Raw genomic sequence first — 14,913 nt, 5'->3', positions numbered from 1 at the left:
GCAATAGAAGAAAAATAGGAGGAGAGATCTCCTCCTAGCAAGGCGGCTGCTTAGAGAAGGGTTACGTTCTCAGCCTGCGGACCTTTCTGACCCTGAGTCACGGTGAACTGAACCTTCTGGCCTTCGGCCAGGGTCTTGAAACCAGTGCTCTGGATGGAGGAGAAGTGAACGAAAACGTCCGGGCCCTGGGATTGCTCGATGAAGCCGAAACCCTTGGTCTCGTTGAACCACTTGACTTGGCCGGTGCGAATGTCAGACATGTGTAAGTCCTATCTATAACAAAATGAAACTAACGCCTGGTACAGGCAGGGTTTGCCTAGAAGACAGGGGGAGGGCATGACTGACCTGTTTAACTGTCTCAGTCGTGCTCAACAATCCCTGTTTAAAGCAAAAATGATTGTACGTGAGCGCGGATCCTTGTCAATTTTCGACGATTCATTTTTTGAGCAAGGTAAAACTATTGGTCAATCAAGTTGCTCTTGGCAGGGATTTGCCATGAAAAAGGAGGCATCAAGCCTCCTTTCTGTGCAGATCGTTGAATGCTTTACTCCTTGAGAGCAAAACCCTCCCCCTGGCGATCGTAGCGGTAGAGTACCTGGAAGTCGTCCCGGATCTCGACACGCTGGATCCGTTGATCGTCTCCGACCAGGATATTGAGCGACTTGCCGGTTTGCATCCGGGTCAGTGGCCTGTCAGGTCCTTCAATGGCGATAAGGCGGCTCAACTCGACCCCAGGCAGCTGAAACTGGCGGAAGAGAGAGAACAGAGTCTCGCCCGCTTCAACCTTGTGCTGCAGCCATTTGCCACTGACCGGCTCGGGTTCGACGGCCGCTTTTGCCTGATTGTGCTGTTGACGCTGTTCATTCTGGGTTTGGACGGGGATGGCGACGGGCACGCTCAGCACCCCGGAAGGGGCGGCTTGTGGTGCGCTGGGCGCAGGCTCCCAGGCCAGCAGGATCAGCCAGACGGGCACCAGGATCAGCAATGCGATGCCGTGCTTGCGGGGCAGAAGGGTTTGCCACTTGCGCCCCTCACCCGTTTTGAGCCGGATGGCCTCCCGGTTTTTCAGTTGCCCCAGGGTCTGGCCAAGTTGCTGGCGCAGGGGCAAGCTGGCGGCGTTGATACGTTCAAGCAGGGATCCTTGAGACTCGTCTTTATGACGCTGTGTCCGTCTGTTATGGCCACGGGGGCGACGATCCGGGGTGGGCACGGCAGTTACCTCTCACTACAATTGCCTGCCATCAGGCAAATCAGGCGCCTATGGTAAACGGACTCGCCCCCGAGGGGGAGAGCCCGTGACAGGAAAATTATCAGCGCAGTCTGAATTGCCCCAGTAATTGCTGTAATCGTTCCGCTGCCTGACGCAGAGCCTGGCTGGCATTGGCGGTCTCGGCTGCATCCTGGGCTATCTCGTTTGCCAGGGTGTTGGTCTGTGCCAGATTGCCAGAAACCGTCTCGGAGACAGAGCTTTGCTCCTCGGCGGCGGAGGCTATCTGGTAGGTCATGTCATTGATGGTGGCGATGGCCTGATAGATGCTGCCAAGGGCGGCCTCTGCGAGGTCGGCCTCGGTCACGGCCTGCTGCGTCAATTGCTGGCTCAGGCTGATGGCAGAAACGGCATTGGTCGAGCTGTGACGTATCTTCTCGAGCAGCTCCTGAGTGTTTTGTACGGCTTGTTGAGTGTTGCGGGCCAGTTGGCGCACCTCATCGGCCACCACGGCGAAACCACGGCCCTGATCCCCGGCCCGGGCGGCTTCGATGGCCGCATTGAGCGCCAGCAGGTTGGTCTGATCGGCGATGTTCTGAATGACGGTAAGAATGCTGGTGATCTGTTCGCTATCCCGGGCCAGTCCCTCGACGACCTCGGCCCCTTTGCCCGCCTCTGCCGCTACCTTGTGCATCGACTGGATCACTTGCTGGAAGCGCACCTTGCCCTCATCGGCCGCGCTCTGGGCCTGCTTGGCGGAGTCGGCAGTGTTGTTGGCATGGGTAGCCACCTCCTGACTGACATAAGACATCTCCTGGACCGCGGTCAGCATCTGCTCCATCTCCGCCTGGTGAGATTGCAGGTTGCGATCCGTCTGGCCCGCGATGCGGTCGGTATCGCCAGCATGGCGGTTCACCTCGCTGGCGGTACCGAGTACATCGCCGAGCAACCCTTGCAGCTTGTCGATGAAGCGGTTGATGCCCTTGGCCAGATCGCCCAATTCATCCACTGAGTGAGCCTGGAGTCGCTTGGTCAGATCCCCTTCTCCGTCAGCAATGTCATCCACCAGGCTGACCATCTGCCGAATTGGACCCGTGATGCTGCGAGCGATAAACAGCATGGCGGCCAGGGCCAAGACCAGTACCAGCAGGGCACTTATCAGCTGCTGGCTCATGGCGGCACGGTTCAAGTCGTTGAGCTGAGCTTCGAGTTGATCGGCGCGGGCCAGCACCACCTGATAGGGCAGGGTGACGATGATGGCCCAGTTGCGGTGCATGCCAGGTACCTGAATGGGGACAGAGATCCGGAATGCATCGTTGAGTTCCTGGCGCTGCACCTCTGGTTTGAGGTATTGGCGCCACTCCTGACCGAGCCGTTGTGTGGCCGAGCTGCCGAGCAGGGCCGCATCGCCGCTGGTACCTGTGATGACGCCGGCGGCGCTGACGATCAGTGTCTCACCCTTGCCGTCATAGATGTTGTCATTGAGGCGCCTGGCTTGCTGGTTGATGGAATCGACCGCCAGATCCAGTGCCGCAATCCCCTTGAACTTGCCATCCACCAGTATGGGCGTGGTAATAGTGCTTACCAGTACCTGCTGGCCGTTGATGTCGACCTTGAAGGGATCGATGAGGCAGGATTGCCCCTGCTGTTTTGGGCAGGCGTAGTAGTCGTTGGCCGGGTTGCCAAAGTCATCCGTGTCGCTTTTCTCGATGGAGAGCAGCAGGTCTGAACCTATGGTTGAACCATCGCGATAGAAGTAGGGCACAAAGCGGCCCTGACCATCGCTGCCCATCTCGCCCTGGCCTGCGAAAGAGGCATCCTCTCCCTCAAAACCATTGGGTTCGAAGCCTGCGAAGGCGCCATAAAGTTGCGGCTCAAGGGCCAGCTGGGCTTTTAGCAGATCATTGACCTGCTGGCGGCTGAGGCTGAGCTTTCCTTCCTGTTGCAGCGTCAGGACGCTGGCCATCTGTTGGGTATAGGAGAGCCCCTTTTGCAGTAGCTGGGTGATGGCGGCCGCCTCGGCGCGGGCTTCGGCACTCACCTTTTGCCAAGCCTCTTCTTGCAGAGCCTCGCGACTGGAGCTGACGGTCAGTTGCTGTGTCTGGCGACCCGAATACTGGGTCTGCAGGATGAGGATCACCAGAGCCAGGGTCATGGCTATCCCGGCCATCACCAGGATGCGATGGGAAATAGAACGAAACTGCATAGCGCTTCCCTTGTAGTGGGGTAAAGTTGGTTGAAATATCGGCTTGGTAGGTGAAATCTCCAGCTTTTGTTAACAGTAGAGCCGAAAGTAGCGAAAGATTTTGCGATCCCCCTCATATCCGTGGCGGAAGGGATTCACTCTTGCCCAGATCCCGGTCCAGATTTACCCATTCAGGGCTTTGAACGTGCACTGGCCGATTTTTCCACCCGGTTGCAGGGGCTAACTGTTCAGGTTGCCCCTCTTGGAGAGCGGCGATCAATGTCCGGTTTTCCCATCCGGGGGCGGGAGTGCTAAAATGCGACGGTTTTTCTAACGCATTGGCCCAAGGCCCTCTACACAAGGCTTAAAGATGAAAGTCAAAACCCGTTTTGCGCCCAGCCCGACCGGTTTCCTGCATGTCGGCGGTGCCCGTACCGCACTCTATTCCTGGTTGTTTGCAAAGAGCCAGGGTGGCGAGTTCGTGTTGCGTATCGAGGATACCGATCTGGAACGTTCCACCCAGGAGGCGATCGACGCCATCATTGAGGGCATGGAGTGGCTGGAGCTGAACTGGGATGAGGGCCCCTACTACCAGACCAAGCGTTTCGACCGCTACAACGGCATCATCGACGAGATGCTGGCCGATGGTCGTGCCTACAAGTGCTACTGCTCCCGTGAGCGGCTGGACGCGCTGCGCGAAGGTCAGATGGCCAGCGGCGAGAAACCTCGCTATGACGGCAAGTGCCGGGATGCCGCCCACGATCATCCGGCCGATGCGCCGCACGTTATTCGCTTCCGCAACCCGACCGAAGGTTCAGTGGTGTTCGATGACCACGTGCGTGGCCGCATCGAGTTCGTCAATACCGAGCTCGATGATCTGATCATTCGCCGTACCGATGGCGCGCCGACCTACAACTTCTGCGTGGTGGTCGATGACTGGGACATGGAGATCACCCACGTGGTGCGTGGCGAAGATCACATCAACAACACCCCGCGCCAGATCAACATCTACAAGGCGCTGAACGCGCCGGTGCCGGAGTTTGCCCACGTCTCCATGATCCTGGGGGACGACGGTGCCAAGCTCTCCAAGCGCCATGGCGCTGTGTCCGTGATGCAGTACCGCGACGACGGCTACCTGCCGGAAGCGCTGCTGAACTATCTGGTGCGTCTGGGCTGGTCCCACGGCGATCAGGAGATCTTCACCCTGGACGAGATGATCAAGCTGTTCAGCCTGGATGCCATCTCCAAGTCCGCCTCCGCATTCAACACCGACAAGCTGCTGTGGCTGAACAACCACTACATGCGCAGTCTGGATCCGGCCTATGTGGCCAAGCATCTGGCCTGGCACATGGAAAACCAGAAGATTGACACCAGCAAGGGCCCATCACTGCCAGAAGTTGTTACGCTGCTGGCCGAGCGCTGCAACACCCTGGTAGAGATGGCCGCCCAGAGCCGCTATCTGTTCGAAGATTTTGAGGCCATCGACGAAGCCGCTGCCAAGAAGCACCTGCGCGGCGTGGCTGCCGAGCCACTCACTCTGGCCAAGGCCAAGCTGGCTGCGCTGGATAGCTGGACCACCGAGGCGCTGCACGAGCTGATTGAAGCGACTGCCGCCGAGCTGGGTCAGGGCATGGGCAAGGTCGGCATGCCGCTGCGCGTCGCGGTGACCGGTCTGGGTCAGTCCCCGGGTATCGACGCCGTGATGGCGTTGGTCGGCAAGGAGCGAGTACTCGCCCGTATCGACCGTGCCCTGGCGTACATTGCAGCACGGATGGCCGCCGAGTAAGCTTGCCGTCGGACATTGCCGTCACCGGTCTGGGATAATCTCTCACCGGGTATCGACGCCGTGATGGCGTTGGTCGGCAAGGAGCGAGTACTTGCCCGTATCGACCGTGCCCTGGCGTACATTGCAGCACGGATGGCCGCCGAGTAAGCTTGCCGTCGGACATTGCCGTCACCGGTCTGGGATAATCTCTCACCGGGTATCGACGCCGTGATGGCGTTGGTCGGCAAGGAGCGAGTACTTGCCCGTATCGACCGCGCCCTGGCGTACATCGCAGCGCGCATGGCGGCCGACATCATCGCCTCCCACTGACAATAAAGGGTTCCCGCGAGGGGGCCCTTGTTGTGTGTATACAAGACGAATTTGTGACCAAAAACAGCAAGATAGCGATAGGGTTGCTGGTAAAAACAGCTAAATGCCCGAATTTTGACTAAACGCGCCAGTCGGCGTTATTTTTGGGTTGACAGCAAAGCGGTCGATGCCTATCATGCGCCTCCGTTGCCGGAGATAACTTCGTCAGCGCCGAGGTGAGTTGGGGTTATAGCTCAGCTGGGAGAGCGCTTGCATGGCATGCAAGAGGTCCGCGGTTCGATCCCGCGTAGCTCCACCAAATTCTTCTCGGACAATCTGGAATCAAAGGGGTTATAGCTCAGCTGGGAGAGCGCTTGCATGGCATGCAAGAGGTCCGCGGTTCGATCCCGCGTAGCTCCACCAGGTTCCTGATTGAAAATGAAGTACCCAGGGCAGTGCGGTGTGTATCACCCAGGCCGACCTTTGTGGGGTTATAGCTCAGCTGGGAGAGCGCTTGCATGGCATGCAAGAGGTCCGCGGTTCGATCCCGCGTAGCTCCACCACTATTTGCAGTAAAAGGCAACGGGCCGCCAGAACCCGTTGTCTAATGAAGAAAGAATTTGGGGTTATAGCTCAGCTGGGAGAGCGCTTGCATGGCATGCAAGAGGTCCGCGGTTCGATCCCGCGTAGCTCCACCACTATTTGCAGTAAAAGGCAACGGGCCGCCAGAACCTGTTGTCTAATGAAGAAAGAATTTGGGGTTATAGCTCAGCTGGGAGAGCGCTTGCATGGCATGCAAGAGGTCCGCGGTTCGATCCCGCGTAGCTCCACCAATTTCTTTTTACAAGAAAGCCAAAGGCCACCGCATCGCGGTGGCCTTTTTGCTATCTGCCTCCTGCCTGCGCGGCCATTCCCGACATGGATTGTCGTTTCATCCAGCATCTTGTGGTGCCATCCCCATGAGATGGCTCACAGTTCCAGCTCATCAAATCAGCGGTTTTGAACATACCTGTGTGGTTGCTTTTGTTGATAACTGCATTAATTGCCGCATGTTCGCAGCTAACTGGCTACTTTTTCTGCTTTTTCTGTGAGTACCTCAAACATATTTTCCTTTGTGAATGAAGATTGAGCATTTGCGGGCGACTTCCTATACTCGGGCTGTTCCAGATGGAATCCAGGTAAAGAGCAAACCGGCTGAAAGGTCGGGACGCAAAGCCTCCGGTCTACCGACTTCAGGGTCCAGGATAGCGGGGTTACCCAGGTAAGAGTCAGTGGCGCGTCCATCGTCAGCTGCCTTCTTCGTCGTACCTGTTGCGGTTGTGCTTTGCCTTGGTCAGCGTTTTGCCAAGACAAAAACAAGGATGATAACAAGATGCAACAAGTCTTAAGACCAAGTCGGCTAGCCATGCTGGTCGCCCTCGCGTCCCTGCCCGGTTGGGCACTCGCGGCCTATCCCGCCTATCAGGCAGGCACCGCCTACAAGGCTGGCGATATCGTCAGCAATGCCGGTAGCCTCTACCAATGCAAAGAATTTCCCTACTCAGGCTGGTGCAGCGGTGCGAGCTCTCACTACGCCCCGGGTACAGGCACTGTCTGGGCCGATGCCTGGACTCTGTATCAGGATGCCAATCCGCCTGCGCTGGATCTGACCCTCTCTTCCCCTGCCGCGGGCAGCTCGGTGAGCGTGGGGGTCGAATTGGCCCTGGCCGTCAATCTGATCGGTGGCAGTGACGCCGTGACCCAGGTGGTCTATCTGGTCGATGGCAGTCAGGTGGCCGCCATCACGGCAGCCCCCTGGTCGGCCAGTTGGGCCGCCAGCGGAGTGGGTGTCCATCAAATCACGGCTCGGGCGCTGGACAAGGATGGCAAGAGCCTCGATGAAGCCCAGGTCAGTGTGACAGTGACGGCCGTAGTTGCCCCGGAGGCGCCCAAGGCCAGCATCACCAGCCCGGTGGCCGGGGCCAAACTCACTCTGGGCCGCGCCGTCACGGTGACCGGCAATGTGACCGATGCCAATAACGACGTGGCCAGGGTCGAGCTCTATGTCGATGGCAAGAAGGCAAGTGAGGATACCAGCGCCCCCTGGCAGCTGAGCTGGACGCCGCAGACCAAGGGCAGTGCCGCGCTGACCCTGGTTGCCGTAGACAGCCAGAACCTGTCGGGAGAGTCGGCCCAGGTCGATGTCCAGGTGGAAGAAGCTGCCTTGCCGCCAACCGGTGGCAACCTCTCCTGCGACGTGCGCCAGATCTATCGCGCCGACGGCAGCGAGTGCATGGGGGATGACCATGGCCGTCGGGTCATCGGTTATTTCACCTCCTGGCGCACCGGCAAGAATGGTCTGCCCTCCTATCTGGTGAACGACATCCCCTGGGACAAGATCACCCACATCAACTATGCGTTTGCCGCAGTGGATGAGCAGAGCCATCTCATCAAGGTGGATGACGCCGCCACCAAGCTGACCTGGGAAGGGGTGCCGGGCGCTGAAATGGATCCCGAGTTTGCCTATCAGGGTCACTTTAACCTGCTCTCCAAGTACAAGAAGCAATATCCGGACGTGAAGACCTTGATCTCCGTAGGCGGCTGGGCCGATACCCGTGGTTTCTATGCCGCCACCACCAAGGGCGACTGCTCGGTCAATACCGCTGGCATCAATGCCCTGGCCAACTCGGCGGTGAGCTTCATCCGCCAGTACGGCTTTGATGGGGTGGATATCGACTACGAATATCCGACTTCCATGAAGGATGCGGGCAATCCCAATGACTTCCCGCTCTCCAATCTGTGCCGTGGCAAGCTGTTTGCAAACTATGAAGTGCTGATGAAGACGCTGCGCGAGCGGCTCGACAGCGCTGGCACCGAAGATGCGCGCAAGTACATGCTGACCATAGCGTCACCGGCGTCAGCTTATCTGCTGCGCGGCATGGAGAACTTCCAGGTCACACCGTATCTGGATTATGTCAACCTGATGACCTATGACTTCCACGGTGCCTGGAACAACTTCGTGGCCCATAACGCCGCGCTGTTCGACAACAAGGCGGATCCGGAACTGGCCCAGTGGGGTGTCTATAACCAGGCTCAGTTCGGTGCCATCGGCTATCTGAACGCCGCCTGGGCGGCACACTACTTCCGTGGGGCCATGGCGGCCGGCAAGATCAACGTGGGTGTCCCTTATTACACCCGTGGCTGGCAAGGTGTCACCGGCGGTACCCATGGTCTCAATGGCAAGGCAGCCCTGCCAAGCCAGAGCGACTGCCAACCGGGTACCGGCGGCAGTACCATCCCTTGCGGTAATGGTGCGGTCGGCATCGACAACATCTGGCACGATCTGGACAAGAACGGCAATGAGATAGGTGGCGGCGCCGTGCCCATGTGGCATGCCAAGAACCTGGAGCATGCGGCTAGCCTCGGCATTACCAGCATGCCGAGCTATGGTGCGGCCTGGGGTCTGGATGCCAATAACCCGGCCGATGTGATCCAGGGTCAGTACGTGCGTTACTACGATGACAAGGCGCATGCGCCCTGGCTCTGGAACGAAGAGAAGAAAGTGTTCCTCTCCACCGAAGATGAAGAGTCCATGGGGCACAAGCTGGACTACATCATCAATCGGGGTCTGGGTGGCGTCATGTTCTGGGAGATGGCGGGGGATTATGATTTTGATCCCGCCAAGAACGAATATGTCATGGGCAGCACGCTGACCAGCCTGGCGTATGACAAGTTCGCCACGGCGAGCAAAGCCAATTTGCAGCAGAACGATCTGCCTGCGCCTGCGGCTCAGCTCGACATTGCCGTCAGCCTCTCGGGCTTCAAGGAGGGGGATTCCAACTATCCAATCAACCCAACGCTTAAACTGACGAATAAGTCGACCCAGACCATTCCGGGCGGCACTCGCATCGAGTTCCTGATGCCGACCTCTACCTCTGACACCATCACGGATCAGAGCGGCATGGGACTGACAGTGGTCGAGAGCGGTGGCAACCAGAACTCGGATGGCATCGCGGGCGAGAAGGACTTCCACAAGGTCGCCTTGACCCTGCCGAGCTGGAAGGCCTGGGCCCCGGGGACGGATGTCGAAGTTGCCATGACCTATTATCTGCCGGCGGCGGGTGTGCCAAGTGGCATGCGCCTCGTCAGTGGTAGTCAGACCATAGGCCTGAAGTCCGACTTCCCGGCGCTCTCCGAAGCGGTACTGGGTGGTGGCGGTGATCCTGGCACGGGCGGCACGACGTGCAGCTCCCAAAGCGTCACCCCGGCGGCCTATCCGGCCTACCCTAGCTGGCCCCAGGGAGACCATGCCAATGCCAACGATCGCATGACCAATGGCAGCGCAGTCTGGCAGGCGAACTGGTGGACCAGCAGCGAACCCAAGGCGGGGGACGGCAGCTGGAAGCTGGTCTGCAGCTACTGAGGTGCAAGTTAACAATGCAAGCGGGGCCCTGGCCCCGCTTTTTTTATCAAGAAAACCCCGGTGGCGGCCGACATAACATAATAATGGCCGTAGTACCGGGATCGGCGAGTCCCTATACTGGACCGCATTCGGATTGGGAGAGAAGGGCAATCATGGCGAGCATATTGGATTCAGTGGATCAACGTACCCAGCTGGTAGGGGAGAATCGCCTGGAGTTGCTGATGTTTCGACTCGGCTCCCGTCAGCTGTTTGCCATCAACGTGTTCAAGGTGCGCGAAGTGGTGAAACTGCCCCACCTGAACAAGATGCCGGGCTCTCATCACAACATCAGCGGCGTGGCCAACATCCGCGGTGTTTCCATCCCCGTCATCGATTTGCGCAGTGCCATTGGCATGCGTGGCCAAGCCCAGGAGGGAGAGGCCAACCTTATCATCACCGAATATAACCGCACCATTCAGGGTTTCCTGGTCGGTCAGGTTGCCAACATAGCCAACATGACCTGGAAGGACATATTGCCGCCGCCGCGCTCGGCGGGTCGTGCCAACTACCTTACCGCCATCACCCGCCTGCGGGAGGGGGACAGCGAGCAGATAGTCGAGATCATCGATGTGGAGAAGGTGCTGGCCGAGATCATCACCTATGACATCCGCATCTCCGAAGCTGTGCTGGATCGGGAACTGCTGCCGCAGATGCAGGGGCGCAAGGTGCTGATCGTCGATGATTCCAGCACGGCCCGCAATCTCATTCGCGATACGCTGGCGCAGCTTGGACTCGACGTGATCGAATGCCAGGATGGTTTGCAGGCGCTGCACTTGCTCAAGAGCTGGTGCGATGCCGGCAAGCGGGTGACCGACGAAATACTGCTGATGATCACCGATGCCGAGATGCCGGAGATGGATGGTTATCGCCTCACCCATGAGGTGCGCAATGACCCGCGCATGCAGGATCTCTTCATTACCCTCAACACCTCGCTGAGCGGCAATTTCAACGAGGCCATGGTCAAGAAAGTGGGTTGTGATCGCTTTATTTCAAAGTTCCAGCCGGATCTGCTGGTCGGTGTTGCCCAGGAGCGGCTGCGCCAGCTGCTGGGTTGACGGATGAATTGGCGTGTGGAACCAATCAACAACAAAAAGGGCCAGCATCTGCTGGCCCTTTTTGTTGTGCAAGAGCGCCTCATTGGGCCAACAAGGGCTCGACAAAACGAGCAACCTTGTCGCGAATGAGGGGCTGCGCCTCGGCCTTGGGGTGGATGCCATCATTCAGCATGAGTTCAGGGCGAGTGGCAATATCATCGAGGAAGAAGGGCAGCAGCGGCCGCCCGTTCTCGCTGGCGAGATCCGGGAAGATCTGCTCGAACTGACGCAGGTAGCGTGCTCCGTAGTTGGGGGGAAGCTGGATCTGGGTCAAAATGGTGTGGATCCCCTGCTGTTTTGCCATGGTCAGCATCTTCGCCAGATTCTGGCGAGTGATGGCCGGTGGGAAACCGCGCAGGCCATCGTTCCCCCCCAGCTCGATCAGCAACCAGTCCGGCTTGTGCTGCTTGAGCAAGACAGGCAGTCTGGTCAGGGCTCCTTGCGTGGTTTCGCCGCTGATGCTGGCGTTGACCAATTGGTGCTGGCCACCGGCTTGCTGCCACTGCCGATCGAGCAGGGCAGGCCAGCTCTGCTCGGCCTGCATCTGATAACCGGCACTCAGGCTGTCGCCCAGTACCAACAGTGTCTGTGCCTGCAACTGGCCACAGGCCATCACCCACATTAAGGCGAACAGGATACGCGCCATGACTTCAACTCCCATCATTTCGATTAGCAACCTCGGCAAGTCGGTGCGCCTTGGCAGTGACAATCTGACCATCCTTGAGGGGATCTCGCTGCAAGTCAAGGCGGGGGAGACGCTGGCTCTGGTCGGTGCCTCAGGTTCGGGCAAGTCGACCCTGCTTGGCCTGCTGGCCGGGTTGGATCTGCCGACCAGCGGCGAGATCCGCATTCAAGGTCACTCCCTCGGTGAGCTGGATGAAGAGGGCCGCGCCCGCTTGCGATCCGATCACATCGGCTTCGTATTTCAATCCTTCCTGCTGTTGCCCACCCTGAGCGCGCTGGAAAACGTCATGCTGCCAGCCGAGTTGCGCGGCGAGCGCGATTGCGAACCCAGGGCTCGCGAGCTGCTGGCCGCAGTCGGCCTGAAAGACAGGCTGGATCACTTGCCACCCCGGCTCTCTGGTGGTGAACAGCAGCGGGTCGCCATCGCGCGTGCCTTCATGACCAGGCCCAGTCTGCTGCTGGCTGACGAGCCGACCGGCAACCTCGACAGCAAGACGGGGGATACCGTCATAGAGTTGCTGTTCGAACTCAATCGTACCCATGGCACCACCCTGGTGGTGGTGACTCATGATTTGGCACTGGCTCAGCGTTGCCAGCGTCAACTGACCATGGCCAGCGGCCGCTTGCAAGGCGGTCAGCACGGTGAAGCCAGCGCCGATGGTCGCGATGAGAGTGGCGCCCTGAGCGTCTGACGCAGCCCCGGGACCCGGTTTTATGTCGATAGGGAGCAGGAATGAGCCATTTAATCGGCTGGCATGAACGCCAGCTTGTGAGGGAGCCGCAATGATGCATGTTCGATTGGCGCTGCGTCTGCTGCGCCGGGAAGGCGCCAGTGGCGAGTTACGCTGGTTCGTGCTGGCACTGGCGCTCTGCGTCGCCTGTGTGCTGAGTGTGGCTCTGGTCGCCGATCGGCTGGATGCAGGCCTCAAGGCGTCGGGTCGTGACTTTATCGCCGCGGACAGAGCCCTGGGGACGAGTCGTGCCCTGGAGCCCGAGCTGCTGGCCAGGGCGCAGCAGGACAAGGTGGCGGTGCAAGCCACCGTCAGCTTCAACAGCATGCTGTTTCATGGTGATGCTTTTCAGCTCGCCTCTATTCGCGCCGTGCCAAATGGTTTCCCCTTCTACGGCACTCTGGAGCTGACTCCCCAGCGGGCACCAAAGCCGGGGGAGATCTGGCTGTCGGCGCGGTTGATGCAACTGCTGGACGTCAAGGTGGGTGAGGAGCTTGAGGTGGGCAATACCCATCTCAAGGTAGCTGGCCTGCTGGGCCGCGAACCGGATCAGGGTTTCAGCCCCTTTCTGCTTGCGCCGCGCGCCTTGATCCACAGTGATGACATAGCCGCAACCGGGGCCTTGTTGCCGGGCAGCCGCCAGCAGTGGCGCTACCTGTTTCAAGGAGCGAGGGCCGACATAGCCCGCTTCGAAGGCTGGATAAAACCCAAGCTGGTGTCGGGGCAGAAGTGGGTTACCCCGGATGACAGGGGTTCCCAGGTGGGGCGTTCCCTGGCCAACGCCGAGCGTTTCTTCCGGCTCGCGTCTCTGGCAGGGGTGTTGCTCGGTGCCTTGGCCATGGGCATCGCCGTGCGGCATTTTGCAGAGCGCCAGACCAGCATGGTGGCCCTGCTCAAGACGCTAGGAGCGTCGAGGGGAACGCTGTGGCGCCTGATGGGCACCTTGCTGCTCTGCCTCACCTTGGTTGGCGCGCTGCTTGGTCTGGTGGCCGGCAGCGCCATGCAGTGGCTCACCCTGCATCTGCTCGGTGGTCTCTTGCCAGCCGACCTGCCACCGCCCTCCTGGCGTCCGTTCGCCCTTGGGGTGGCCGTGGCGCTCTTCATCACCCTGTTGCTCGCCTTCATCCCCTTCCTGCGTCTGCTCAAGGTGCCCCCGCTGCGGGTCTTGCGCCGGGAGCTGAGCGCCGGTGTGCCGCCCTGGCTGGCGCTGCCGGTGGGCCTGCTCGGTCTGTTCGCCCTGGTGTGGGGATTCACTGCCGAGCTCTGGTTGTCCCAGGGGCTGGTCGCGGGCATGGGCCTGCTGATGGTGCTGCTGGCCGTGATGGCGGCGGGCTTGCTCAAGCTCGGTGGCCGCCTCAAGGGCCCCCATGCCCTGCGTCTGGCCCTGGCTCATCTCTCCCGGGAGCGGGGCGCCGGCCTGTTCCAACTGGCGGGTTTCGCCCTGGCGCTCATGCTGTTTGGTCTGCTGTGGGCGGCCCGGGTCGATCTGCTCGACGAGTTCTCTACCCGCTTGCCCGCAGATGCGCCCAATCGCTTCCTGGTCAACATCAGCAGCGATGAGCGCATTCCCATATTGGCAGCCCTTGGCGAAGCGGGGGCCGTTACCTCGGACTTCTATCCCATGGTGCGTGGCCGCTTGATCAGTATTGCCGGCGATACCATAGGGCCCAATGGCCGGGAGGGGATAGACCGGGAACTCAACTTCACCAGCACGGTACAGTTGCCCGCCGACAACCGCATTACCCAGGGGCGTTGGCTCAGTGGCAAGGGCGAGGTCTCTGTGGATGACGAGGTGGCCGGGCGACTGGGCATCAAGCTGGGTGACAAGCTGGGCTTTAGCATAGAGGGGCGGGAGTTCGAGGCGAGTGTCACCAGTCTGCGTCATATCAAGTGGGACAATATGCGCCCCAACTTCTACATGATCTTCTCGCCGGATCTGCTGGCCGACTTCTCGCCGACCTGGCTTGGTAGCTACCGGCTGCCAACCAGTGGCAAGGGAGCCGAAGTGGCGCTTATTCGTCAGTACCCCACCGTCTCCCTCATCGATGTGGATGATCTCATTGAACGGCTGACTCAGGTCTCCCAGCAGGTGAGCCGGGCCCTGGCCTTGATGTTGGGACTGGTGACGGTGGCGGCCCTGCTGGTGCTGCTGACCCAGACCCAGGCCAGCATGGCGAGTCGACGCCGTGAGCTCTTGCTGATGCGCACCCTGGGCGCGAGCAGCGAGTTGCTGCAACGCATGTTGCGCTGGGAGCTGGTCGCGACTGGCCTGCTGGCGGGACTGTGCGGGGCGGCCGTGGTGGAGATAGCTAGCCTGGGTCTGCAACTGCTCTGGTTTGAAGGGCAGTGGCAGTTCCACTGGTTCATCTGGCTGGGCTTGCCTGTGCTGGGTGCCTTGCTGGTCACCCTGGCCGGACAGGGGATGCAGCGTCAGTTGCTGGCGGGCACCCTGAGCGATCGACTACGGGGCCTGGGTCAGGGGCTGCTCTAAGGGCTC

At 59.9% G+C, this 14,913-nt stretch carries 12 protein-coding genes, 5 tRNA genes and 1 riboswitch; of the genes, 13 read left to right on the top strand and 4 right to left on the bottom strand.

All coding sequences use genetic code 11. The features are described 5' to 3' along the window. Positions 1-50 precede the first annotated feature (50 nt). Positions 51-260, bottom strand: a complete 210-nt coding sequence (locus ACSMDR_RS07540) for a cold-shock protein (RefSeq protein ID WP_005317918.1) — start codon at positions 258-260, stop codon at positions 51-53. Positions 261-336: 76 nt separating this feature from the next. Between ACSMDR_RS07540 and ACSMDR_RS07535 the strand changes: the two genes are divergently transcribed. Next, a complete protein-coding gene (locus ACSMDR_RS07535) occupies positions 337-555 on the top strand; it encodes a hypothetical protein (protein ID WP_436467808.1) in 219 nt (72 codons plus the stop codon). Here ACSMDR_RS07535 and ACSMDR_RS07530 read toward each other — a convergent pair. Beyond that, the gene (locus tag ACSMDR_RS07530; protein WP_005906455.1) at positions 545-1,210 is read right to left on the bottom strand and encodes a LysM-like peptidoglycan-binding domain-containing protein; all 666 of its coding nucleotides are present in this window, start codon (positions 1,208-1,210) and stop codon (positions 545-547) included. The two genes, ACSMDR_RS07535 and ACSMDR_RS07530, sit on opposite strands and share 11 nt — an antisense overlap. Positions 1,211-1,310: 100 nt before the next feature. Beyond that, complete coding sequence (locus ACSMDR_RS07525) at positions 1,311-3,413, bottom strand: methyl-accepting chemotaxis protein (RefSeq protein WP_436467807.1); 2,103 nt, start codon at positions 3,411-3,413, stop codon at positions 1,311-1,313. Between the two features lie 349 nt (positions 3,414-3,762). On the opposite strand from ACSMDR_RS07525, the gene gltX reads away from it, so the two are divergent. The 10 genes from gltX (at position 3,763) to ACSMDR_RS07475 (ending at position 10,962) form a co-directional block, all read left to right on the top strand. Next, positions 3,763-5,178, top strand: coding sequence for a glutamate--tRNA ligase (gene gltX, locus ACSMDR_RS07520; protein ID WP_436467806.1), 1,416 nt, complete (start codon positions 3,763-3,765; stop codon positions 5,176-5,178). Positions 5,179-5,193: 15 nt separating this feature from the next. Next, positions 5,194-5,325, top strand: a complete 132-nt coding sequence (locus ACSMDR_RS07515; protein WP_436467805.1) for a glutamyl-tRNA synthetase — start codon at positions 5,194-5,196, stop codon at positions 5,323-5,325. Positions 5,326-5,340: 15 nt separating this feature from the next. Further along, a complete protein-coding gene (locus tag ACSMDR_RS07510; RefSeq protein ID WP_436467804.1) occupies positions 5,341-5,487 on the top strand; it encodes a glutamyl-tRNA synthetase in 147 nt (48 codons plus the stop codon). A 222-nt stretch (positions 5,488-5,709) separates the two neighbouring features. Continuing rightward, a tRNA-Ala gene (locus tag ACSMDR_RS07505) sits at positions 5,710-5,785 on the top strand. Between the two features lie 28 nt (positions 5,786-5,813). Continuing rightward, positions 5,814-5,889 (top strand) — tRNA-Ala (locus tag ACSMDR_RS07500). Between the two features lie 64 nt (positions 5,890-5,953). Beyond that, positions 5,954-6,029 (top strand) — tRNA-Ala (locus ACSMDR_RS07495). 59 nt (positions 6,030-6,088) lie between these two features. Beyond that, positions 6,089-6,164 (top strand) — tRNA-Ala (locus ACSMDR_RS07490). Between the two features lie 59 nt (positions 6,165-6,223). Continuing rightward, positions 6,224-6,299, top strand: a tRNA-Ala gene (locus ACSMDR_RS07485). Between the two features lie 341 nt (positions 6,300-6,640). Next, positions 6,641-6,727, top strand: a riboswitch (cyclic di-GMP riboswitch). Positions 6,728-6,838: 111 nt separating this feature from the next. Further along, positions 6,839-9,868 (top strand): glycosyl hydrolase family 18 protein, encoded by a 3,030-nt coding sequence (locus ACSMDR_RS07480; protein ID WP_436467803.1) that lies wholly within the window; start codon positions 6,839-6,841, stop codon positions 9,866-9,868. Between the two features lie 152 nt (positions 9,869-10,020). After that, entirely contained in the window at positions 10,021-10,962 is a 942-nt protein-coding gene (locus tag ACSMDR_RS07475) for a chemotaxis protein CheV (RefSeq protein ID WP_005909942.1), read from the top strand. A 79-nt stretch (positions 10,963-11,041) separates the two neighbouring features. Here ACSMDR_RS07475 and ACSMDR_RS07470 read toward each other — a convergent pair whose 3' ends face one another. After that, positions 11,042-11,647, bottom strand: a complete 606-nt coding sequence (locus tag ACSMDR_RS07470) for an arylesterase (protein WP_436467802.1) — start codon at positions 11,645-11,647, stop codon at positions 11,042-11,044. Between ACSMDR_RS07470 and ACSMDR_RS07465 the strand changes: the two genes are divergently transcribed. Both ACSMDR_RS07465 and ACSMDR_RS07460 read left to right on the top strand, forming a co-directional pair. Then, positions 11,646-12,377, top strand: a complete 732-nt coding sequence (locus ACSMDR_RS07465) for an ABC transporter ATP-binding protein (protein WP_005892465.1) — start codon at positions 11,646-11,648, stop codon at positions 12,375-12,377. The two genes, ACSMDR_RS07470 and ACSMDR_RS07465, sit on opposite strands and share 2 nt — an antisense overlap. A gap of 91 nt (positions 12,378-12,468) precedes the next feature. Beyond that, positions 12,469-14,907, top strand: a complete 2,439-nt coding sequence (locus tag ACSMDR_RS07460; protein WP_436467801.1) for an ABC transporter permease — start codon at positions 12,469-12,471, stop codon at positions 14,905-14,907. The last annotated feature ends 6 nt before the right edge of the window (positions 14,908-14,913 follow it).

The organism is Aeromonas molluscorum, assembly GCF_051376105.1.
GTDB lineage: Bacteria > Pseudomonadota > Gammaproteobacteria > Enterobacterales > Aeromonadaceae > Aeromonas > Aeromonas molluscorum.
The sequence above is the reverse complement of the archived record's forward strand: the minus strand, read 5'-3'. Positions and strand labels throughout refer to the sequence as shown.